This window comes from Arthrobacter sp. BL-252-APC-1A, from assembly GCF_009696625.1.
Classification (GTDB): domain Bacteria; phylum Actinomycetota; class Actinomycetes; order Actinomycetales; family Micrococcaceae; genus Arthrobacter_B.
Window position 1 is genome coordinate 107022 of the sequence record NZ_VULS01000009.1, and the last position, 22898, is coordinate 129919.

The 22898-nt window shown below is 65.7% G+C and carries 18 protein-coding genes and 1 riboswitch; of the genes, 6 read left to right on the forward strand and 12 right to left on the reverse strand.

Annotated features, from left to right (window positions below; genetic code table 11):
- Window positions 1–43 precede the first annotated feature (43 nt).
- The 4 genes from FYJ28_RS13805 (at window position 44) to FYJ28_RS13820 (ending at window position 5195) form a co-directional block, all read left to right on the forward strand.
- On the forward strand, window positions 44–325 hold the full coding sequence (locus tag FYJ28_RS13805; RefSeq protein ID WP_154579682.1) for a hypothetical protein: 282 nt from the start codon (window positions 44–46) through the stop codon (window positions 323–325).
- Between the two features lie 36 nt (window positions 326–361).
- Window positions 362–1006, forward strand: coding sequence for a TetR/AcrR family transcriptional regulator (locus FYJ28_RS13810; protein ID WP_154579683.1), 645 nt, complete (start codon window positions 362–364; stop codon window positions 1004–1006).
- Between the two features lie 74 nt (window positions 1007–1080).
- Window positions 1081–3582 (forward strand): MMPL family transporter, encoded by a 2502-nt coding sequence (locus FYJ28_RS13815; protein WP_154579684.1) that lies wholly within the window; start codon window positions 1081–1083, stop codon window positions 3580–3582.
- A 269-nt stretch (window positions 3583–3851) separates the two neighbouring features.
- Complete coding sequence (locus tag FYJ28_RS13820) at window positions 3852–5195, forward strand: hypothetical protein (protein ID WP_195840684.1); 1344 nt, start codon at window positions 3852–3854, stop codon at window positions 5193–5195.
- A 12-nt stretch (window positions 5196–5207) separates the two neighbouring features.
- On the opposite strand, the gene FYJ28_RS13825 is transcribed toward FYJ28_RS13820, so the two are convergent.
- Both FYJ28_RS13825 and FYJ28_RS13830 read right to left on the reverse strand, forming a co-directional pair.
- Window positions 5208–6596, reverse strand: coding sequence for an FAD-binding oxidoreductase (locus FYJ28_RS13825; RefSeq protein WP_326831731.1), 1389 nt, complete (start codon window positions 6594–6596; stop codon window positions 5208–5210).
- Between the two features lie 22 nt (window positions 6597–6618).
- Complete coding sequence (locus tag FYJ28_RS13830; protein ID WP_326831732.1) at window positions 6619–8478, reverse strand: L-lactate permease; 1860 nt, start codon at window positions 8476–8478, stop codon at window positions 6619–6621.
- A gap of 191 nt (window positions 8479–8669) precedes the next feature.
- Between FYJ28_RS13830 and FYJ28_RS13835 the strand changes: the two genes are divergently transcribed.
- Entirely contained in the window at window positions 8670–9422 is a 753-nt protein-coding gene (locus FYJ28_RS13835) for an SDR family oxidoreductase (RefSeq protein WP_442778590.1), read from the forward strand.
- A 112-nt stretch (window positions 9423–9534) separates the two neighbouring features.
- Here FYJ28_RS13835 and FYJ28_RS13840 read toward each other — a convergent pair whose 3' ends face one another.
- The 9 genes from FYJ28_RS13840 to gcvP all read right to left on the reverse strand — a co-directional run bounded on the left by FYJ28_RS13840 (window position 9535) and on the right by gcvP (window position 19999).
- A complete protein-coding gene (locus FYJ28_RS13840) occupies window positions 9535–11103 on the reverse strand; it encodes an alanine/glycine:cation symporter family protein (protein WP_154579686.1) in 1569 nt (522 codons plus the stop codon).
- 144 nt (window positions 11104–11247) lie between these two features.
- On the reverse strand, window positions 11248–11667 hold the full coding sequence (locus tag FYJ28_RS13845; RefSeq protein ID WP_154579687.1) for a ChaB family protein: 420 nt from the start codon (window positions 11665–11667) through the stop codon (window positions 11248–11250).
- Between the two features lie 2 nt (window positions 11668–11669).
- Window positions 11670–11888, reverse strand: coding sequence for a hypothetical protein (locus FYJ28_RS13850; RefSeq protein WP_154579688.1), 219 nt, complete (start codon window positions 11886–11888; stop codon window positions 11670–11672).
- Window positions 11889–12009: 121 nt separating this feature from the next.
- On the reverse strand, window positions 12010–12474 hold the full coding sequence (locus FYJ28_RS13855; protein WP_154579689.1) for a DUF4383 domain-containing protein: 465 nt from the start codon (window positions 12472–12474) through the stop codon (window positions 12010–12012).
- A 165-nt stretch (window positions 12475–12639) separates the two neighbouring features.
- Window positions 12640–14061: an L-serine ammonia-lyase gene (locus FYJ28_RS13860; RefSeq protein WP_154579690.1), complete on the reverse strand. Its 1422-nt coding sequence runs from the start codon at window positions 14059–14061 to the stop codon at window positions 12640–12642.
- A 24-nt stretch (window positions 14062–14085) separates the two neighbouring features.
- Complete coding sequence (glyA, locus tag FYJ28_RS13865; RefSeq protein ID WP_326831733.1) at window positions 14086–15387, reverse strand: serine hydroxymethyltransferase; 1302 nt, start codon at window positions 15385–15387, stop codon at window positions 14086–14088.
- Window positions 15384–15761 (reverse strand): glycine cleavage system protein GcvH, encoded by a 378-nt coding sequence (gene gcvH, locus FYJ28_RS13870; protein ID WP_152225371.1) that lies wholly within the window; start codon window positions 15759–15761, stop codon window positions 15384–15386. The genes glyA and gcvH overlap by 4 nt, the downstream gene beginning before the upstream one ends.
- Before the next feature lie 268 nt (window positions 15762–16029).
- Window positions 16030–17151, reverse strand: a complete 1122-nt coding sequence (gcvT, locus tag FYJ28_RS13875) for a glycine cleavage system aminomethyltransferase GcvT (protein WP_154579691.1) — start codon at window positions 17149–17151, stop codon at window positions 16030–16032.
- 13 nt (window positions 17152–17164) lie between these two features.
- Window positions 17165–19999, reverse strand: coding sequence for an aminomethyl-transferring glycine dehydrogenase (gene gcvP, locus FYJ28_RS13880; RefSeq protein ID WP_154579692.1), 2835 nt, complete (start codon window positions 19997–19999; stop codon window positions 17165–17167).
- 143 nt (window positions 20000–20142) lie between these two features.
- Window positions 20143–20243, reverse strand: a riboswitch (glycine riboswitch).
- 274 nt (window positions 20244–20517) lie between these two features.
- Between gcvP and cycA the strand changes: the two genes are divergently transcribed.
- Window positions 20518–22008: a D-serine/D-alanine/glycine transporter gene (gene cycA / locus FYJ28_RS13885; RefSeq protein ID WP_055242454.1), complete on the forward strand. Its 1491-nt coding sequence runs from the start codon at window positions 20518–20520 to the stop codon at window positions 22006–22008.
- On the opposite strand, the gene FYJ28_RS13890 is transcribed toward cycA, so the two are convergent.
- Window positions 21995–22834, reverse strand: a complete 840-nt coding sequence (locus FYJ28_RS13890; RefSeq protein WP_229780468.1) for a hydrolase — start codon at window positions 22832–22834, stop codon at window positions 21995–21997. The two genes, cycA and FYJ28_RS13890, sit on opposite strands and share 14 nt — an antisense overlap.
- Window positions 22835–22898 lie beyond the last annotated feature (64 nt).

Sequence of the window (22898 nt, forward strand, 5' to 3'; positions counted from 1 at the left end):
AGCTGTGGAAACGGACGGGCCTGAAATCTGGAAGACTTAAGCCATGAGTGAGCAGAGCAGCGGGAAGAACACGCAGCCCGGCCGCCGCGGCTGGTTGACCGGGGGGCCGCTGCTAACGGTGCTCCTGTTCGCCGGTCCGCAGATTCCCGGGCTTCTCAGCAGGTTGTTTTCGGGAGCCCCTGACGGCGTGTACTCGCTGGCCACCGTCTACGGCGGCGCGGCAGTGACCCTGATCGGCGCAGGCGTGCTGGTGCATTTCCTGGGATCGCGGAAGCCCGCTGCCACCAGCCGCGCCCCGGAGGCATCAGAACCCGAACGGGAGTAGTTGCACCCGGTGCAACGATGCACTTAGTGTAGGAGTGTGCTTCCAGCCAGTTCCGCCCCCGACCGCAGGTCCGCCATCAAAAGCCGGCACCGCCAGGCAATAGTGAACGCCTGCGCCGCCCTGCTGTCCGAACGCCGTGGAACCGACTTTTCCGTGGATGAGCTCGCACAGCGGGCCGACGTCTCCCGGCGCACCGTCTTCAACCACTTTGCCTCCCTGGATGATGTTGTCACCGAGGTGGGCACCGACGTCGTCGCTTCGTCCCTGATGCTGCCGGAAGGCACTGCACCGGCGGGCTACTCACCCCTCGACGACCTCGTCGATCTGGTGAGCTCACCGCGGTTCATCGAAGCGGTCTCCTACCTGACCCAGGTCCTTGGCCGCGCGGACTCACGCTCCTCACCACAGCAGGCCATTATGGCTTTCCGCTCGGTCACCATGGCCGGGGACCAGGTGATGGCTGCCCTCGTATCCCGGCATCCCGAAGCGGATCCGGAAGACATCCAGCTTTTGGTCGGCACCTTTGCAGGGGGAATCAGCGTGCTTTATGAACGTTGGTGCGCCCAGACCGGAGCCATAGATACCCCTGACTCCCGCACCGCCTGGATTGAGCTGATCCAGCGGCTCGTCACAGCTCTGCGCACCGGCACCGGTGCGGGCACACCCCCGAGCCGGTCTTAAAAGTTTTCGCTCGCGGCGGTTCACCCCCGCCGCCCCGTCCGCAGCAGAACCCATGATTTCGATAAGGACCACCAATGGCTGAATTCCTCTACCGCCTGGGGCAGGGCGCCGCACGGCGCGCCCGCACCGTGCTGGGCGTGTGGATAGCGGTGCTGGCAGTTGCCGGCATTGCCTTCGCGCTCTTCGGCGGCACTCTCTCCACCGCCATCTCCATTCCCAACACTCCCACCACCCAGGTGACTGACCGCCTGCAGCAGGAATTGCCGGAAGCCTCGGGAGGTACCGGCTCGGTGGTCTTCCAGACCGAGGACGGCTCCCCCTTCACCCAGGAGCAGAAGGACGCCATCGCCGCTCTGGTGACCGACGCGTCCGAGGTGGATGGCGTGGAAAACGCGGTCGACCCCTTCGCCACCGAAGCCGAGCGCGACTCACAGCGAGCCCAGCTGGAAGAAGGACAGGCACAGCTCGACGCCGGCACCGCCCAGCTGGATGCTGCACGTGCGGAGCTCGATGCCGGGCAGCAGCAGCTCGATGAGGCCCGGGCACAGGCCGAGGCCGCCGGCGCGCTGGCCATGGCCCAGCCGCAGCTGGACGCCCAGCAGGCCCAGATCGACGCTGGCCGTGCCGAACTCGAGGCGCAGGCCGCCGCCGCGGAAGAGCAGGCGCCGCAGCTGGAACAGGGCGCCGCACTGCTCAACATGGCCCAGAACATCCGTATGGTGTCCGAGGACGGCAGTGCCGCCATTGTGACCGTTGTCTTCGAAGACACCCAGATGGAGGTCACCCAGGAAACCAAGGACGCACTGGTGGCTGTCTTCAGTGACGCCCCGGTAGACGGCGTGACCACTGACTTCTCCACGGACATCGCCCAGGGCATCCCCTCCATCTTCGGCATCGGCGAGGTCATCGGCCTGGTCGTCGCAGCCGTTGTCCTGGTGGTCATGCTCGGAACCCTGATCGGGGCAGGACTTCCGCTGATAACCGCCATGATCGGCGTCGGCATTGGCGCCCTGGGCGCCCTGGCGTTCTCCGGCGTCGTCGAAATGGTCTCCGTGACCCCGGTGCTGGGCCTGATGCTCGGCCTGGCCGTGGGCATCGACTATGCGCTGTTCATCGTGAACCGGCACCGCCGCCAGCTGAAGGCGGGCTACGAGCTGGAGGAATCGATTGGACTGGCCAACGGCACCTCGGGCAACGCCGTCGTGTTCGCAGGCTCCACCGTGCTGATTGCGCTGCTGGCCCTGAACATCACCGGCATCCCGTTCCTCGGCCTAATGGGCACTGTGGGCGCTGCCTGCATCGCGATTGCCGTGATGATCGCGGTGACGCTGACACCGGCCCTGCTCAAGTTGACCGGCATGCGCATCCTCAGCAAAAAGGAGCGCGCTGCAGTCACACGAGCCTCGGAAGCGGCCTCGCCTGCTCCCGCTGCGGCTGCTGCCAAGCCCATGTCCACGATGAGTGCCGTGCTCACCGCCCTGGTTTCGATCGCGGCACTGCTGGTCATTGCCATTCCAGCGCTGGACCTGCGTACCGGCCTGCCGGACGGATCTTCCGAAGCCCACGACTCCACGCAGTACCGTGCCTACTCCACCCTCTCGGAGAAGTTCGGCGAGGGCCAGAACGGCACCCTGCTGGTGGTGGCGGAGCTTGAGTCCGAACCCACCGAAGCCGAAGCAACAGAAATCCAGGCCGAGATCGCCGGGATCCTCTACGAACAGGACGGCGTTTCCGCCGTCGCACCCATCGGTTCATCCGAGGACGGCAGCACCGTCGCGTTCCAGGTGGTTCCCGAGCAGGGACCCACGAGTGAGTCAACCGAGAACCTGGTTCACACGCTCCGGGACATGTCCCCGCTGAACGGCAAATATGAGATCGGCGTGGCTGGAACCGCTTCCGGCAACATCGACATCTCGGACAAGCTTTCCGACGCCCTGCCGATTTACCTCGGCGTGGTGGTGGGCCTGTCCCTGCTGATCCTGATTCTGGTGTTCCGGTCCATCTACGTTCCGGTGATTGCCACGCTCGGCTTTGTGCTTTCCTACTTCGGTGCGCTGGGCGGCGTCGTCGCGATCTACCAGTGGGGTTGGCTCTCCGGGATCTTCAATGTGGAGACCCCAGGCCCGATCCTGAACTTCCTGCCGACCATCCTGGTGGGCATCCTGTTCGGCCTGGCCATGGACTACATGCTCTTCATCGGCTCCGGCATGCGCGAGGCTTACGCGCACGGTGCTCCGTCACGGGTTGCCGTGGTGCAGGGTGTCCGTGCGGGACGCGCCGTGGTGACCGCTGCGGCGATCATCATGGTCTCCGTATTCGGTGGCTTCGTCTTCTCCCACAGCGCCATGATCCGGCCGATCGGCTTCGCTCTGGCTTTCGGTGTGCTGCTGGACGCGTTCGTGGTCCGCATGCTGCTTATCCCGGCGTTGATGCACCTGGCCGGAGACAAGGCCTGGTGGCTGCCGAAGTGGCTGGAGCGGATCCTGCCGGATGTCGACGTCGAAGGCTCCTCACTGGAGCGCCGCCACCCGCATGTTGACCACCGGGAACCTGAGCCCGCAAACCACGGCGGCTAACCGTCTGATTCCAGCGCAGCAGCTGCCCCCGACCATCCGCCGGGGGCAGCTGTTTTTCGTCATATTCCGGGTTTCCACGAAACAAATTTTGGACCGCGTCCAAAAGAGGTGAACATAAATCCATTGGATTAAGTGTTTTATTGGCCTCAGTCCAACACATGTTTGAGCAACGGCGCGGACTCCCCGGGGGAGTGGGTTCGTGCCGAATCGAAGTTCCACGTTTGGCCGCTCCCCTGCCAAGCCCGTTCGCTGACCAGGAGACCCATACTGTGAGCCGCTCCCTGCCCGTACGCCTTTATGCTGTTGCCGCCGCGGCGGCTGTAGCCCTGGTGCTCACTGCCTGCACCCCGGCGTCATCCGACACGGCCTCCTATCACGCATGTCTGGACGAGAGCACACTGCAGTTCACCAGCATTGCCACGTCCGCGGGGGATCTTGACTGCGGCCCCGACGGAGTCCCGGTTTCCTGGCTGGCTGCCGGAGCTGACAGTGCAGTCCCCACCATGGCCGCGACGGCTTCAGCGGATGCGAAGGGGCCCAAGGGCGACACGGGAGAACCAGGAACCGACGGGAAGCCGGGAGCATCCGGACCTGCCGGGCTTCCGGGACAGGCAGGCGCAGCGGGGAAGCCGGGCGCAGCGGGACCCGCCGGTCCGGCTGGGGCCGCCGGCCAGGCGGGAGCCGCAGGAGCCGCCGGTTCAACTGGTGCGACCGGTGCTACCGGACCAGCGGGCGAGCAGGGTGCAACCGGCCCCGCTGGCGAACAGGGCATAACCGGTCCTGCCGGGGCGCCGGGCGCTGCTGGGCCCAGTGGGGCACCAGGGCCCAGCGGACCGGCTGGAGAGCGCGGGCCTACCGGGCCGGCCGGCCTGCCCGGCCGGGACGGAAACAGCATCCACAATGGCTCCGGAACTCCAGACAACTCCCTCGGCATCGACGGCGACTTCTACCTGAACACCACAACCTTCGCCATCTACGGCCCCAAGACGGCGGGCACGTGGCCGGTCGGTGCACAGAGCCTGATCGGCCCGCAGGGACCCATGGGCCCCCAAGGTGTGCAGGGCGATCCCGGCGTGCAGGGACCCGCGGGGTCAACTGGCGCTGCGGGTCCAACAGGTGCGGCAGGATCTGTTGGGCCTCAGGGACAAACCGGACCACAGGGACCGGAAGGACCGGCAGGACCGGTCGGGCCGGTAGGACCGGTCGGGCCGGTAGGACCGCAGGGGCCCCAGGGGCCGGCAGGGGCCGGGACGGTCTTCGTCAGTTTCCTGCCCGGCACCATAGATCCCGCAGCTTTCGCCAACGGTGCGGCTTACTTCCCGATCTCCGGCTCGGTGGCTCCCTCCAGCTCGCGAGCCGCTAACGAAATTCGAGTGCCGCGCGCCGGGACCATCACCGAGATGAGAGTCGAGATGACGGAACGGAGCAGCAGCATCGACGTGTACCTCGTCCGTGACGGCCTGTTCCAACCCGCCATGTCCTGCACTACCACCTCCCAATGTGGGCGCACTGGATCGCTGGCCGTGGCGCAGAACCAGAAACTCGTCCTGTGGGTTCTCGGCGTGGGGCCCGCCCCCATTGAGAACCTGCGCGTCTCACTGCTCTTCGAGTAGGGCAGCCGGCTCCTAGATAGCCTTGCCGGGGTTCAGGATGCCCAGGGGGTCCAGGGCTGCCCGGATCGTGTGCATGACCTCCAGTGAGACGTCCCCCAGCTCCTCCTGGAGCCAGTCACGCTTCAGCAGGCCAATGCCGTGCTCTCCGGTCAGTGTGCCGCCCAGGGACTTGGCCAGGTGGAACATCTCGCCCAGCGCTGCCTTTGGCGGCCCCTCGGTCACGGAGTCCTCCGGCTCCATCACAATCATCGGGTGCAGGTTTCCGTCCGACGCGTGGGCGATCGTGAAGATCCGCACTCCGGTGCGTTCGGCGATCGCTTCCAGCCCGGAGACGACGTCGGCCAGCTTTCCGCGTGGAACCCCGATGTCCCCGATCGATACCCGGCCGAGCTTCTCCAGGGACGGGATGGCTTCCCGGCGGGCTGTTACCAGCGCAGCCGCCTGCTCGTCGTCGACGGCCCGTTCGCAGATCCCAAAGGGTGAGACGGCGTCCATCACCACGTCCTGCTCCAGGAACGCGCCGTGTCCATCCGTTTGGACCAGCAGGAACGAAGCGCCGCGGGACCGGTAGTCCGTGCCCAGTGCGGCGTCGACCGCTTCCAGGGTCTGCCCGTCCATCAGCTCCATCATCGAGGGCTGAATGCGCGCAGCGACAACAGCCGACGCCGCCCGGGCGGCCTGCTCCACGTTCGGGAAGAAGGCAGCAACCGTGGCGGTCTGCACGGGCAGCGGGCGCAGGCGCAGCGTTGCCTCGACGACGACGCCGAGTGTGCCTTCAGAGCCGATCATCAGGGCGTTGAGGTCGTAGCCGCTAACTCCCTTGATGGTTTCCCGTCCGGTGCGCAGTTCCCGCCCGTCCGCGAGGATCACCCGCAGCGCCAGCACCGCTTCGCGGGTGACACCGTACTTGGCGCAGCGCATGCCGCCGGCGTTGGTGGCGATGTTCCCGCCGATGGAGCAGATGGCGGTGCTGGCCGGGTCCGGAGCGTAGAACAGCCCGTACTCAGCGGCGGCAGCGTTCAGCTCAGCATTCAGCACCCCGGGCTGGACCACGGCCAGCTGTTCCTCGGGGTCGATGCGCAGGATCCGGTCCATACCGGAAACATCCAGGACGATTTCGCCCCGACGGGATGAGGAGGCTCCGGCCAGCCCGGTTCCGGCGCCGCGCGGAACCACCGGGACGCGGTGCCTGGTAGCCATGCGCAGGACCTCCGCCACTTCCCCGGCGTCCTGGGCGAAGACCACACCGTCCGGGATGCTCTCAGCCACGAAGCCGGATCGGTCCGTACTGGCCGTCAGCCGGTCCCCATGATCAACGGAGAACCTGGCTGCCGCACCCAGCACGGCGGCCGCCCCTTCCGCGACAGGAATGCCGGGAGCGTTCAGGGACTCAGTGCTCACAGGTTCTCCTTGACTTGCCAACCTACGGCACCATCCAGCCGAGCACCGGCGTGGACTGCAGCCAGATCAGCAGGGTCATCAGGACCAGCAGGCCCAGGGACCAGCCGATCAGTTTGCGCAGCAGGGTGCCCTCCACCCCATTGAGCCCAACGGCGGCTGCAGCAATGGCCAGGTTCTGCAGCGAGAGCATCTTGCCCAGCACACCGGCGGAGGAGTTCGCCGCGGCCATCAGGGTGGGTGAGAGGCCGGTCTCCTCGGCAGCAGCAACCTGCAGCTGGCCGAAGAGGGAGTTCGACGACGTGTCGGAGCCGGTGAGCGCCACCCCGATCCAGCCGAGCAGAGGCGAGAGCAGTGCGAAGAACCCGCCGGCCGAGGCAAGCGCCACACCCAGGGTGGTGGTCTGGCCGGACAGGTTCATGACGAAGGAGAGTGCGAGCACCGAACACACCGTGACGATGGTCCAGCGCAGGGTCTTCAGGGTCTCCCCGTAGATCCGGACGCCCTTGGCCGGTGCAATGCGGTACAGCAGCATGGTCAGGATCCCGGAGATCAGCAGCAGCGTGCCGGTGGCCTTCAGGTGGTCGAAGCGCAGGTTCTGGGCGCCTACGGGATCGCCGGAAGAATTCACCACGTCCAGGCCGGGCCAGTGGAAGGTCACGCCCCCCACCTGCGTCAGCCATGCCTTGATGGGCGGGATCTGCGCGAGTGAGAAGACCACAATGATGATCAGGTAGGGAGCCACGGAGAGCCAGACGCTGCGTGCCGGCGGGCGCTTGTTATCGCGTTCACCGTCACCACTCCCAGCACCGGTCTCTTCCTGCTTGCCGGCTTCGCCTTCGCCTTCCCCTCTCGATGCTGTTCCCTCCCCGCTTGCAGCGTGGCGGCCGCCTGTCCTATTGGCCGGGACCGTGCCGCTGTCTCCGCCCGTGCGCGTGAGCGTGTCGGTGCCGCCTTCTTCGGCAGCCCGCTCCCCGCTCCGCTCGCTGGCGGCTGCGCCGAGCGCCGCACCGGCGTCGTCGTGCATTGATTCCCCGGACATGCCAATCAGTTCCTTTGGCTGCCAGACCCGCAGCATCAGCAGAACGGCAATGACCGTGGCAACCGCCGCCACCACGTCGGTCAGTTCCACCACGAAGAAGTTGGACGCTACGAACTGCGCGAGCCCAAACACGAATCCTGCCACGAGGGCAACGGGCCAGGTCTGCCGCACACCGCGTTTGCCGTCCACCAGGAAGACCAGGATCAGCGGGACCACCAGGGCGATGAACGGGGTCTGCCGACCAGTCATGGAGGACAGTTCGTGCAGCGGAATGCCGGTGACACCGTTCAGGGCAATGATCGGGGCGGCCATGGCACCGAACGCCACCGGGGCAGTGTTGGCCAGCAGCGCCACGATCGCCGACTTCAGCGGTTTCATCCCGGCAGCCATCAGCATGGCCGCAGCGATCGCCACGGGGGCACCAAAACCGGCGAGCGATTCGAGCAGCGCACCGAAGCAGAAGGCAATCAGGATCGACAGGATGCGCAGGTCGTCGGAGATTGAGCGGATAGTGCGGCCCAGCACGTCGAACCATGGTGTGGCCACCGTGAGGTTGTAGATCCACAGTGCGTTAATGAGGATCCAGAGGATCGGGAAGATGGCGTAGAACGCGCCCAGGGCGGTGGCGGAGAGGGTCTGGTCCAGCGGCATGCCCCAGCCAAAGAGCGCCAGGAGGATGGACAGCACCAGGGAGATGATCCCCGCCTGGTAGGCCTTGAGCCGGAAGACGCCGAGCATCACGAACAGCAGCAGCAGCGGAAGAGCGGCGAGGATGGCGGAAAGCACCAGGGAGTCGCCGATTGGATCGAGGACCTGTTCATACTGCGCAGCCGGAATATGCACAAAAACCCCTTTGTTTTTGCTGGGCCGGTTGGTTCCGGTCCTGCCCGTTCACAAGTTGCGTCGACACTAGGCGCGCAGTTCCCGGCGGTCAACGCCCTTGGGCTTCTTTCCCCCGAGATAGCAGAAAGTGCACGTTTCAGCGCTGAAACGTGCACTTTCTGCCATCTCGGTGAATGGGGCAGGATATGGTCATGAGTTTTGAGGGGTTGCGGACAGCCGTCATTACCGGAGCCGGATCGGGGATTGGGCGGGCCACCGCCAGGGAGTTCCTGGACGCAGGCTGGCAGGTTGTTCTGGCCGGCCGCCGCGAGGAGGCACTGCAGGAAACGGCCGACGGCGATGCCCGGGCCCTGGTGGTCCCGGCGGACGTTACGCAGCCCGGCGACGTCGACCGCCTTTTCCGCGAGGCCGCGGACAGGTTCGGCCGGGTGGATGTGCTGTTCAACAATGCCGGCAGCTTCGGTCCGTCCGGGTCAGTGGACCAGATCAGCCTTGCCGACTGGAATGAGACGGTCGCCGTGAACCTCACCGGCACCATGCTCTGTGCGGCAGCGGCAGTCCGGCAGATGAAGGCGCAGGACCCGCCCGGCGGCAGGATCATCAACAACGGCTCACTCTCCGCAATCGCGCCCCGGCCGCTGGCCGCCGCCTACACCGCCACGAAGCACGCGGTAAACGGGCTCACCAAGTCGATCGATCTGGACGGGCGCGCATACGGGATCAGCTGCGCGCAGATCGACATCGGCAACGCAGCCACCGAGCTGCTGGCCGGGATCACTACCGGCGGCGCCCTCCAGCCGGACGGCCGCCGCAAGGTGGAGCCGACCTTCCCCGCGGAAGAAGCGGCACGCACTGTGCTGTTCATGGCGGAGCTGCCCGCCTCGGCCAATCCCGGATCAGTGGTGCTGACCGCTGCGGGCATGCCGTTCCTCGGCCGCGGCTAGTTCCTCGCCCCGCCCCCTCCCTTCCGCCGAGAGGCCAGTTACGGCTGTTTTCGAGGCCCGGCTGAAAAGAGCCGTAACTGGCCTCTCGATCGGTTTGAAGGAAAGGAACCGGCTAGCGCACCGGCGCGGCGTCCTCAATCTCATCGTCCTCGATGCCCAGGATGTCCAGCTTCCCGCTCTTCCGGTCGGCGAGGTATTTCTTCATTTCCCTCTTGATCACCGGGAGCAGCAGGTACACCCCGAGCAGGTTCACGAAAGCGCAGATGAACAGCGCCGCGTCGGTGAAGCTGATGACCTGGCTGAAGGAGAGAACGCACCCGGCGACGGTGAACGTCAGGAAGATGACCTTGTAGATGATCTCCCGCATGCGTCCGCGGCCGAAGAGGTATTCCCAGGCTTTCAGTCCGTAGTAGGACCACGTGATCAGGGTTGAGTAGGCAAAGAGCGCGACGGCGACCGAGAGCACGATCGGGAACCACGGCAGCACCGTGGCGAAGGCATCGGAGGTGAGGATGACGCCGTCGGGCGCCCCTCCCCCGCCCTGCACCTGGTCGATGCCGGCCTGCAGGCTCGGTGCGCCGGCCATGATGATGGCCAGAGCCGTCATGGTACAGATCAGCACCGTGTCCACGAGCGGTTCGAGCATCGCCACAAAGCCTTCGCTGACCGGGCGGCGGGTCTTGACGGCCGAGTGTGCGATCGCGGCGGAACCCACGCCGGCCTCGTTGGAGAAGGAGGCCCGCTGGAAGCCGATGATCATGACGCCGAGGATTCCGCCGGCGAAGCCCTCCGGCCGGAACGCTCCTTCGATGATGGCGCCGATGGCGGACGGAATGCTTTCAAAATTGGCGGCGATGACAGCTAAGCAGGCGACGAGGTACACCGCGGCCATTGCGGGGACCAGTTTGGAGGTGGTTGCGCCGATGGACTTGATTCCGCCGAGGATCACGATGGCCACGAGGGCAGCGAGAATCGCTCCGAAGATCAGCGCCGCGCCGTCGGATCCCAGGAACCCTTCGTCACCGCCCGTGGCGTTGCGCACCTGTGCGAAGGTCTGGTTGGCCTGGAACATGTTGCCGCCGGCCACACCGAAGAGCAGGATCGCGACGGCAAACACGCCGGTCAGCACTTTGGCCGGCAGCGAGCCGAACCGTTTGAACGCCACGGGAAGATATTTGAACGGTCCGCCGCTGACTGTGCCGTCTTCATGGACCTGGCGGTATTTGACGCCCAGCGTGCATTCCGCGAACTTGGTGGCCATGCCCAGAAGTCCCGCCAGGATCATCCAGAACGTGGCTCCGGGTCCGCCGAGTGCCATGGCGGCGCCGACGCCGGCGATGTTGCCCAGGCCCACCGTGCCGGAAAGGGCTGAGGTGAGGGCCTGGAAATGGGGGACTTCTCCCGGGTCCTGTTTAGTGGAGAACTTTCCGCGGATTACCTGCCCGGACACCTTCAGCCCGCGGAACTGGATAAATCCGAAGTAGATGGTGATGACCACCCCGGCAATGATCAGCCAGGCCACCACTATGGGGAAACTAAAGTCCCCAATCGTCAGCGGAAAGAAAACTATGTCGTTGAAGGCTGTGGCTATGGGCTCCATGAACTCGTTCACGGAGCTGTCCACCTGCCCCAGTAGGCCGCTGGGTTCCGACTCGGTCGGCACGATTACGCTGCGGCCCATTGGACAATACCCCCGGATTAGTAAGCCAGCTGACGAATTGTGCTGTTCAGCTTGCCCTACCTTTTCCTGTAATTCAAATCACAGGAGGGGCGTTTTGGACCGGCGGACGGGTGACGCGCGGCAGGCATCACCCGCACGCCAGGACTAGGAGCGGGACTTCCGCGTCTCTTTCTGGTTGGCCTTCTGGATGGCATCCACCAGCTCGTCCTTGTTCATCTTCGAGCGGCCGCTAATGTCCAGCTTGGACGCAACGTCGTACAGATGCTCCTTTGACGCATTGGCATCCACTCCCCCGGCCGTCTTGGCATTGGATTTCCGGCCCTGTTCGGCCTTTTTGTCCGACGGCCCGCTGGAATCCTTGGGTTCCCAGTGGTCACCCACCTTCTCATGCGTGCGCTTCAGCGAGGCGTAGGCAGTCTGCGCCGCCCGCTGCTCGTCGCCATACTCCTCCAGCGCGGAGTCATAGGTCTTCGCGAAAGTGTCCTGCGCCTTCTTATCTGAGCGCTCAAGGGTTGATGGCAGCTCGCTCTTTTTGGCCTTGCCGGTTTTGGTGGTCTTGGGCATTCTTAGTCATCCCCCTCCGGCTGAATGACGGAAGCTTCCGTTTCCTGGGCAACCCCCATCACATCCTGCACTTCGACACTGTCGGTGTCATCGGCCACCGGCTCCGGCTGGCGCCATTCCTCCACGTGGTCCGGGACGGCATTTCGAGTCAGGTTCTGCGTCTCCTGCTTCATTTCCTCATCCATGCGGCGCCCGTGGGTGCTGTTTCCGCGTTCGGCCATGATGCGTTCCTTCCGGTCGGCGACTTACTAAGCGTCCTTACTGTCTACCATCGGGCGGACGTGTGCTCAACCCCGGGCGGCAGCCGGCCCGCAGGCCGGCTGCCGCCGCCGGGTCCGGGCCCTAGGCCGTGCGCGCAGCGCGGTCCCGGCTGCGTGTGAGCAGAAGGGCGAGGCCAATCATGGTGACACCAAGGAAGAGGTGCAGCCAGTTGTCCGCATTGTTCAGCGGGACAAAGTTGGCCGCCGATTCGCCGTCGATCACCAGGCCGTAGATCCACAGCACAAGGTAGACCACGCCTCCCCAGAGCATGAAGGCACGCGCCCCGCCGGCACTGCGTGCCAGCAGCAGACCGGCGACACCATAGAGCAGGTGAACAACGTTATGCAGAATGGACACCTGGAAGATACCCAGCAGGAGCGCCTCGGAGTGGTGCCCGGCGCCGGCGAGTGACTCATCGTTAGTGGTGATTCCCGGGATGAATCCCATGACACCCACCAGGAGGAAAACCACCCCGTAAGCCAGGGAAGCTTTCCGGATATTCGTGCGTCCGCGGTTCTGCGCAGAACCAGTATTGGTCTCAGTCATACAGTTCTCCGTTCCCTCAGAGTGCTTCGGCAGCCTCAGAGGCCGCCGCGTGAGCCAATATGGCAAGCAGACTTAGCAATGAGTTGCACGCTCAGGCGTGTCGCATGGGGCCGGGCGTGTCCGCGCATCTGCCATACCGGCCGGGCCGGCGTCGGGAGTGCCGGTTCAGCACTCCACGACGTTCACGGCGAGGCCGCCCATGGCGGTCTCCTTGTACTTCGAGCTCATGTCCCGGCCGGTTTCGCGCATGGTCACAATGACCTCGTCCAGGGAGACCCGGTGCTCGCCGTCGCCCCACAGCGCCATCTTGGCGGCGTTGACGGCCTTTCCGGCGCCGATGGCGTTCCGCTCGATGCACGGCACCTGCACCAGCCCGCCGATTGGATCGCAGGTCAGCCCCAGGTTGTGCTCCATCGCGATTTCCGCGGCGTTCTCCACCTGTTCCGGCGAGCCGCCCAGGATTTCGGCTAGGCCAGCGGCAGCCATGGACGACGCCGACCCCACCTCGCCCTGGCAGCCCACCTCCGCGCCGGAAATCGAGGCCTGCTCCTTGTAGAGCACCCCGATCGCGCCGGCTGCGAGCAGGAACCGGACGACGGCGTCGTCCTTCTGTTCCGGACCGGCAGTGTCCATGCCGGGGCCGTAGTGCGTCGCGTAGAAGAGCACGGCGGGGATGATGCCTGCAGCACCGTTGGTCGGTGCGGTGACGACGCGGCCGCCGGACGCGTTCTCCTCGTTCACGGCCAGCGCCACCAGGTTCACCCACTCCTGCCAGAAGCGGGGGTCACGGTTAGGGTCTTCTTCGCGCAGCCGCGTGTGCCACTGGGGTGCCCGGCGCCGGACCTTGAGTCCTCCGGGCAGCAGGCCGGAGCGGGCGATCGCGGAATCCTTGCATTGGTCCATCACGTCGCGGATGTGCAGCAGTCCGGCTCGAATCTCCTCTTCGGACCGGGAGACAAGTTCGTTGGCCAGCATCACCTGGCTGATGGAGAGTCCGTTGGCGGTGCAGTGTTCCAGCAGCTGAACGGCGGTGCGGAAGGGATACGGCAGGGCCTGTTTGGAGGCTTCGAGTTCGACGGCGGCAGTCTCCTCCTCGCCGTCGCGCACGATGAACCCGCCACCCACGCTGAAGAACGTGGCTTCATGGAGGACTTCGCCGTCGGCGCCGCTGACGGCGAACCGGATGCCGTTGGTGTGGCGCGGCAGGACGGTGAGCGGATGGAGCACCATGTCCTCGATCCCGTATTCAAGGACCACGCCGACGCCGCTGGAAGCCTCAAGCTCGCTGCCCAGCTGGATCTTGCCGCTCGCTTCGATCTCCGCGAGCCGTTCCTCCATCTGCTCCGGGAGGATTTCCTCCGGCGCAAAGCCTTCCAGCCCCAGGAGGACGGCAGGAAAGGTGCCGTGCCCGCGGCCGGTCGCCGCGAGGGATCCGTAAAGATCCACGCGGAGACCGGCCACGGAGGGAAGGACACCGGCGTCGGCGAGCTCCGCGGCGAAGGCCGCGCCTGCCCTCATCGGCCCCACGGTGTGGGAACTCGAGGGGCCGATGCCTACGGTGAAGAGGTCGAAAACGCCTACAGCCATGCGGTGTCCTTTGGTTCGCGCCGATCAGGCGCGGGCGGGTGCTCCGGCCAGGTCGGCGACCTGCGGGTAGAGCGGGTGGGCCGCGGCCAGGGTATGGACGCGGTCCCTGAGTGCGCTGAGATCCTCGCCGTTCCCGGCGGTGAGGGCCAGTGCGATGATGTCCGCGACTTCACGGAACGCTTCCTCGCCAAACCCGCGGGTGGCCAGGGCCGGGGTACCGATGCGAAGACCCGAGGTAACCATCGGCGGCCGCGGATCGAACGGTACGGCGTTGCGGTTGACCGTGATGTCGATCTGCGCGAGGCGGTCCTCGGCCTGCTGGCCGTCCAGTTCAGCGTTGCGCAGGTCCACCAGGACCAGGTGCACGTCAGTGCCCCCGGAAACCACGGAGATTCCCTTGGCAGCGACGTCTTCGGAGAGCAGCCGTTCGGCCAGGATCCGTGAACCGGCCAGGGTGCGTTCCTGGCGTTCGCGGAACTCGGGGGTGCCGGCGATCTTCAGTGCGGTCGCCTTGCCGGCAATCACGTGCTCCAGCGGCCCGCCCTGCTGGCCCGGGAAGACGGCGGAGTTGATCTTCTTGGCGATGTCCGGGTCGTTGGAGAGGATGATGCCGCCGCGCGGACCGGCAAGGGTCTTGTGCGTCGTGGAGGTAACCACGTGGGCGTGCGGAACCGGGCTGGGGTGCAGTCCGGCCGCGACTAGTCCGGCGAAGTGCGCCATGTCCACCATGAGGTAGGCACCCACCTCGTCCGCGATGGCGCGGAATGCCGCAAAGTCCAGCTGGCGGGCGTACGCGGACCAGCCGGCGACGATCAGCTTCGGCTTGTGCTCTCGGGCCAGGCGTGCGACGTCGTCCATGTTCACGGTGTGGGTGGTTTCGTCCACACCATAGGGAACGATGTTGTACAGCCGGCCGGAGAAATTGATCTTCATGCCGTGCGTCAGGTGGCCGCCGTCAGCCAGGGAAAGCCCCAGCACGGTGTCACCCGGACGGATCAGCGCATGCATCACCGAGGCGTTGGCCTGCGCACCGGAGTGCGGCTGGACGTTGGCGAAACCTGCGCCGAAGAGTTCCTTGGCCCGGTCGATTGCCAGCTGCTCAATGACGTCCACGTATTCGCAGCCGCCGTAGTAGCGGCGCCCGGGGTAGCCCTCGGCGTACTTGTTGGTGAGCACGGAGCCCTGGGCTTCCATGATCGACACCGCAGTGTGGTTCTCGGAGGCGATCATCTCCAGCCCCTCCTGCTGGCGGCGACGCTCGTTGTCGATCTGCTCGGCAACCTCGGGATCGATCTCCGCGAGGTGGGAGTTCAGGTAATCGGTCACAGCTCGCCGCCGTTCTTCTCCGCGTACTCTGCGGCGCTCAGCAGCGCACCCTCCTCCGTGACCTCAACGGTGAACAGCCAGCCGGCGCCGTACGGGTCCTCGTTCAGGATGGCCGGGTTGTCCACGGCTTCCTGGTTGATCTCCACGATGGTGCCGGAAACCGGGGCGTACAGGTCCGAAACGGACTTGGTGGATTCAACTTCGCCGCAGGTCTCGCCTGCAGTGACGGTGTCGCCGACGGCGGGAAGGTCGACGTAGACGACGTCACCCAGGGCGTCAGCAGCAACGGCGGAGATGCCGACCTTTACGGGGCTGGAAGCGTCCACCCACTCGTGTTCGGCGGAGTAGCGGAGGGACGGATCAACTTTGCTCATTGGGATGTGCCTTTCGGAAGCTGGAGTTGTTGGTTCAAAGTCTACGGATGTGGATGCTGCGTGCCTGGGGCAGACGCTACGGCATTCTGCCGCCCCTTAGCGTTCCAGATCCCGCCCTCCTCCTCGCAAGCTCGGAGAGGGGCCCTGGATCTTTCACTGTCTCGCTCGTTCCTCGCTCGGCGATGCGGGGCTACACAGAACACCGCACCGCCCGCCGCGAGCTGGGCGCCAACATAGCGTCCAGTTTTGTTGGCGTCTTGCGCCGGTACTACTTGTCGCGCTTGTAGAAGGGGAGAGAGACGACTTCGAAGGGTTCGGGCTTGCCGCGGAGATCGACGTCGAGGGTGGTGCCGGGTTCGGCGTGGGAGGCATCGACATAGGCCAGGGCGACCGGGTAGCCGAGGGTTGGGCTCGGAGCGCCGGAGGTGACTTCGCCGATGGTCTCGCCGTCCTTCAGGACCGGGTAGTGGGAACGGGCCGAACGGCGGCCGGAGCCCTTGAGGCCAACCAGCTTGCGTGCCGGAGTCTGCTGCTTTTTGGCTGCGAGGGCTTCGCGGCCCACAAAGTCGCTGTCCTTGGAGAGGGCGACGACGCCGCCCAGGCCGGCAGCGTACGGATCCACCTCAAGGGAGAGTTCGTTGCCGTAGAGGGGCATACCGGCTTCCAGACGCAGCGAGTCACGGCAGGCCAGGCCCGCCGGAACGAGTCCGTGGCCTTCGCCGGCGGCAAGAAGCGCCTGCCACAGGGCAGCAACGTCGTCATTCGGGACGTAGATCTCGAAACCGTCTTCGCCGGTGTAGCCGGTGCGTGCCACCAGCAGAGTGTGCGAGCTGCCGCCAATAGTCAGCTCAACGGGAGCTGCGGCGTAGTACTTCATGCCGGTCACCGCGTCCCGGAAATCGGCAGGCACCAGGTCCAGCAGGATGGCCTCGGCCTCGGGGCCCTGAACCGCCACGAGGGAAGTCTCGGCCGTCTTGTCCTGCACCGCGACGTCGAAGCCTTCGGCGCGGGCAGCCAGCTCAGCGGCGACGACGGCGGCGTTGCCCGCGTTGGGCACCACCAGGTATTCGTCTTCACCCAGCCGGTAGCTGATCAGGTCATCGATGATTCCGCCGTCAGCGTTCGTGATCAGCGAGTATTTGGCGCGGCCCACGGCCACGGCGGAGAGCCTGCCGGTCAGCGCGTAGTCCAGGAACGCCGCGGCGTCCGGTCCGGTGACTTCGACTTCGCCCATGTGGGAGAGGTCGAAGAGTCCCGCAGCCTTGCGGACTGCGTGGTGCTCGGCAAGTTCGGAGCTGTATTTCAGGGGCATCTGCCAGCCGCCGAAGTCGGTAAAGGAAGCGCCGAGGCGTTTGTGCTCCTCGTAAAGCGCGGTGTACTGCTCAGTCATAGCGGCGATCCCCTTAGTTTTCGAAGTCTTCGATCGGCGGGCAGGAGCACACCAGGTTGCGGTCCCCCGCTGCGCCGTCAATGCGGCCCACCGGCGGGAAATACTTGTCCATGCGCAGGGTCTTCAACGGGAAGGCGGCTTGTTCGCGCGGGTAGGGACGGTCCCATTCGTTGCCGGCCACCACGGTCGCCGTGTGCGGCGCGTTGCGAAGCGGGCTCTCCTCCACAGGGAAGTCGCCGGCTGCGACCTGGTCGATCTCGCCGCGGATGGCGATCATCGCGTCGATGAACCGGTCAATCTCGCCCTGATCCTCGGATTCGGTGGGCTCCACCATAAGCGTGCCTGCCACCGGGAAGGACAGGGTCGGAGCGTGGAAGCCGTAGTCCACCAGGCGCTTGGCCACGTCCTCGGCGGTGACGCCGGTCTTCGCTGTGAGCTCGCGCAGGTCCAGGATGCACTCATGCGCCACCAGTCCGCCCTTGCCGGTGTACAGCACCGGGAAGTAGTCGTTCAGGCGGGCTGCCACATAGTTGGCGGCCAGCAGGGCGCTCTTGGTGGCGGCGGTGAGGCCCTCGCCGCCCATCAGGCGGACGTAGGCCCAGGAGATGGGCAGGACACCGGCTGAACCGAAGCGGGATGCGGAAATCGGGATGTCGTCCCCGCCGTCCCAGGCTGCGGCGTTGCCGGGCATAAACGGTGCCAGGTGCGCCTTTGCTGCAACCGGACCGACGCCGGGGCCGCCGCCGCCGTGCGGGATGCAGAACGTCTTGTGCAGGTTCAGGTGGGAGACGTCGCCGCCGAACTCGCCGGGCTGGGCGAGGCCCACCAGGGCGTTGAGGTTGGCGCCGTCGATGTAGACCTGGCCGCCTGCCTCGTGCACCGCTTCGCAGACGTCGCGGACGTCGTCGTCGTACACACCGTGCGTGGAGGGGTAGGTGATCATGATCGCGGCCAGGTTCTCCCGGTGCGCGTCAATCTTGGCGCGCAGGTCCGCGTGGTCGATCGCGCCGTCGCCGGCAGTTCCGACGACTACAACCTTCATGCCGGCCAGAACGGCCGAGGCGGCGTTGGTGCCGTGCGCGGAGGCGGGGATCAGGCAGATGTTGCGCTGCTCGTCGCCGCGGGAGTGGTGGTAACCGCGGATGGCGAGCAGGCCGGCCAACTCACCCTGGGATCCGGCGTTGGGCTGGATGGACACCTGGTCGTACCCGGTGATCGTGGCCAGCTGGGCTTCGAGGTCCGCGATCAGTTCGCGCCAGCCCTCGGTCTGGGAATCCGGGGCGAAGGGGTGGATCGAGGCGAACTCCGGCCAGGTCATGGCCTGCATTTCAGCGGTGGCGTTGAGTTTCATGGTGCACGAGCCCAGCGGGATCATGGTCCGGTCCAGCGCCAGGTCGCGGTCCGAGAGGCGGCGCAGGTAGCGCAGCATCTGGGTTTCGGAGCGGTAGGAGGAGAAGACCGGGTGGGTCATGAAGTCAGAGGTGCGCAGCAGTTCGGCGGGCAGCTCGAACCCGGCTGCCTCAGCAGCCTCAGCACCAAAGGCGGCCGCGACGTCGGCAATTACCGCATCCGTGGTGGTCTCGTCTGCGGAGACACCCACGGTGTCCGCGTCGATCAGCCGCAGGTTGATGCCCTTGGCTTCAGCGGCAGCCACGACCTCCGCGGCACGGCCGGGAACCCGGGCGGTGACGGTGTCGAAGAAGGTGTCCGAAGCCAGTTCGATTCCGGCGTTCGTGAGCGCGGTGGCCAGGGCACGGGCGTGGCCGTTGGCACGCAGGGCAATAGCCTTCAGCCCTTCAGGGCCGTGGTAGACGGCGTACATGGACGCCACAATGGCCAGCAGTGCCTGCGCGGTGCAGATGTTGGACGTCGCCTTCTCGCGGCGGATGTGCTGCTCACGGGTCTGCAGTGCCAGGCGGTAGGCCGGAGTTCCTGCGGAGTCCTTGGAGACGCCGACCAGGCGGCCGGGCAGCGAGCGCTCCAGGCCCTTGCGCACCGCCATGTAGGCAGCGTGCGGTCCGCCGAAGAACAGGGGAACACCAAAGCGCTGAACGGAGCCCACGGCGATGTCCGCGCCCTGTTCTCCCGGAGGGGTCAGCAGGGTGAGGGCCAGGAGGTCAGCTGCGACGGTGACCAGCGCGCCGCGCTCCTTGGCATCGGCAATGATGCCGGAGAAGTCCCGGACAGCGCCGGAAACGCCGGGCTGCTGGAGCACGACGCCGGTGATCTCGCCGTCGGGCAGGCCGGCAGCAAAGTCAACAACCTCGACGTCGAAGCCCAGGGCCTTGGCCCGGCCGCGGACGATCGCGATGGTCTGGGGCAGCGCGTCGGCATCCAGAACGATCTTGCCTTCGGACTTGGCCTTGTTGGAGCGGCGCATCAGCAGGACGGCCTCGGCGACGGCCGTGGCTTCATCCAGCAGGGAGGCATTGGCCACCGGCAGGGCGGTGAGGTCCTGGACCATGGTCTGGAAGTTCAGCAGCGCTTCGAGCCGGCCCTGCGAGATTTCCGGCTGGTACGGGGTGTAGGCGGTGTACCAGGCCGGGTCTTCCACGACGTTGCGCAGGATCACCGGCGGAGTGTGGGTGTCGAAGTACCCCTGGCCGATCATCTGCACGGCGGTCTTGTTCTTCGCGGCGATGCGGCGGAGCTCGGCGAGGGTTTCCTGCTCGGTCCGGGCGGCGTTCAGCACCAGCGGGGCGTCCTGGCGGATGGCGGCGGGAACCGCACTGTCCACCAGGTTCTCAAGGCTGTCGTAGCCGACGGCCTTAAGCATGGCATCGGTTTCAGTGGCGCGCGCGCCGATATGGCGGTCAACGAAGGCTGCGGTGGACGGGACTGCTGTCATGGGAGGCTCCAGGGGGCGGGCGAGGGTACGCCAATGCGACGGGCTTCCTCCCCGCTCTGTATTGGACCTGAGAGATTCCGCGGGTGTTATCCGCTTGCACCGTCGGTGAGAACCGGCATGCCGGTCCTGCTTTCCAGAGTTGCCTCGCCATGGCGGTACAGGGGCCTGAGAGATTCCCGGGGAGGGTTTGCTCCTACGGCGCCCGCGTCTGCATTGATGCGCGGGACTCTCCCGCCACGGCTGGTAAAGGCATATTGAATTGTGGCTGCACCCTGACTTTAGCCCGCCGGACAGCCCCCATCAAGGTATGACTTTGGCCGCATGTCCTGCCCGGCACGGCGCTGGAAGGCCCGGAGGGCCGGACGGCCAAATTGACATGCCCCAAAGCACTGCCGAAACTGAATTGGTCGGCGGTTCCGCCACCTCTCATGAGGCTTCATTAAATATCTGTGCATATTGATGCCAGCCGCGTGTCGTGGCGGCGGTGCGCCGACTCGGCGCCAACGAGAAAGAACTCCATGCCAGGTAGCTCCACCCCCGCTTCAGCCACGGACCATTCAGCTGCAGTTTCCAGCTCCAAAGACCCGGGCCTTGCGCGTTCGATGTCCAGCCGCCACATCCAGCTCCTCGCCATTGGCGGAGCTATTGGCACCGGCCTGTTTATGGGGTCAGGCAAGACCATCTCCGTCGCCGGTCCCTCAGTCATCTTCGTCTACATGATCATCGGCTTCATGCTGTATTTCGTGATGCGGGCGATGGGCGAACTGCTGCTTTCCAACCTCCGCTACAAGTCGTTCAGCGACTTCGCGGCCGACCTGCTTGGCCCCTGGGCCGGATTCTTCACCGGGTGGACCTACTGGTTCTGCTGGGTGGTCACGGGAATCGCCGACGTCGTGGCAATCGCCCACTACGTAACCTTCTGGTGGGCCCAAATACCGCTCTGGATTCCTGCCCTTGCGTGCATCATCCTTCTGCTTGCACTGAACCTTCCCACGGTGAAGGCCTTCGGCGAGACCGAGTTCTGGTTCGCCCTGATCAAGATCATCGCCATTCTGACGCTGATCGTCGTGGGCCTGGTCATGATCCTTACGCGCTTCGAGTCGGAGCCCGGAACCACTGCCGGGTTCGAGAACCTGTGGGAGAACGGCGGATTCTTCCCCACCGGCCCCATGGGCTTCGTGGCCGGATTCCAGATCGCAGTGTTCGCTTTTGTCGGCATTGAACTGGTCGGTACGGCCGCGGCCGAGACCAAGGACCCGGAGAAGAACCTCCCGAAGGCAATCAACTCCATTCCGCTGCGCATCATGCTCTTCTACGTAGGTGCCCTGGTGGTCCTGATGTCAGTGATCCCCTGGACCGACTTCAACGCCGAGGAAAGCCCCTTCGTGGGCATGTTCGCCCTGGCGGGGCTGGGAACGGCAGCCGCCGTCGTGAATTTCGTGGTGCTGACTTCCGCTGCGTCGTCGGCGAACTCGGGCATTTACTCCACGTCCCGGATGGTCTTCGGCCTGGCGCACGACGGCGATGCCCCCGAGGCGTTCGGGCGGCTGTCCCGCCGCAAGGTGCCGCAGAACGCCCTGTTCTTCTCCTGCACCTTCCTGCTGGCCGGTGTTGTGCTGCTGTATGCGGGCGACTCCGTCAGTGCCGCCTTCACCTTGGTGACCACCATTTCCGCGCTCTGCTTTATGTTCGTGTGGACCATCATCCTCTTCAGCTACCTCACCTACCGCCGGCGCCGCCCGCAGCTGCATGCGGAGTCGAAGTTCAAGCTCCCCGGCGGCCGCGTAATGGTGTACGTGGTGCTGGCCTTCTTTGTGTTCATCGTCTGGGCGCTCACTACCCAGCCGGACACCCTGACCGCGCTGCTGGTTACGCCCATCTGGTTTGCCCTGCTGGGCGGGGCCTACGCCCTGCTGCGCCGCACGCCGCTGCATCAGGCGCGGGTCGCTGAGTACAAGGCCATGGCCGAAGCTGAGCGGAAGGCTGTGGAGCAGCTCAGCCGCGTGTGAACTTGAGGTAGCGGCGGGCTGAGTCCTGCACGATCCGGTCTGCTCCGTTGGGCAGGATGTAGTCCCACCATGCGCCGTACAGGCGTTCATAGGACAGCGGCGCCAGCAGCTCGGCGGCTGCCTCCACCACGTCCGGCCGTTCCGGAATCAGGTTCGGGTAGCTGTACATGAATGCCACGTGGGTGAAGTCCGGGATCACCTGGATAATGTCTCCGCTGAACAGTGCTCCCAGACCGTCCGGATCGTCCGCCCAGTGCATCACCGTGCCGCCGGGAAAGTGGACGCCGGGGCGGTAAAGAACCAGTCCTTCAGCCAGCTCCATCCGGTCTCCGTCCCAGAACTGCAGGGCGGGGTCGGTGCGTCCCACCCATTCCCGGTCCGCGCTGTGCAGATACACGGGGACCCCGAATTCCCGCGCCCAGTCCACCATGGTGGCGTAGTAGTGGGGGTGGCTGATGGCAATGGCCGTCAGGCCGCCTTCCGCGTTGATGAGGTCGATCATCTCCTCATCCAGGTACGGGACGCAGTCCCAGAGGACGTTGCCGTCCAGTGCCTTCACCAGCAGGGCGCGCTGCCCAATGGCGAACTTGGGTTCGGAGCCGATTCCAAGCACCCCGGGGCCCTGCGGATGGATGCTGGCGCGGCGGGCACCGGAACGCAGCTTGGAGAGCGTGGTCCAGGCCTGGCCGGAAAACGGAACGTACTGCCGCTCGTCCAGGCACACCGGACAGTCCGCCCGGGGCCCGCCATACTGGGTCCCGCACGTGACGCAGATCGGATAGTCGTTTGGAGGCAGTGCCTCCCGGTAATGCTGCACCATGGTCATGAACCCGTCCGTCACCAGGAATGGCCGAAGTGCGGTTCAGGCTACCGCGCGCAGCCGCGAGGCA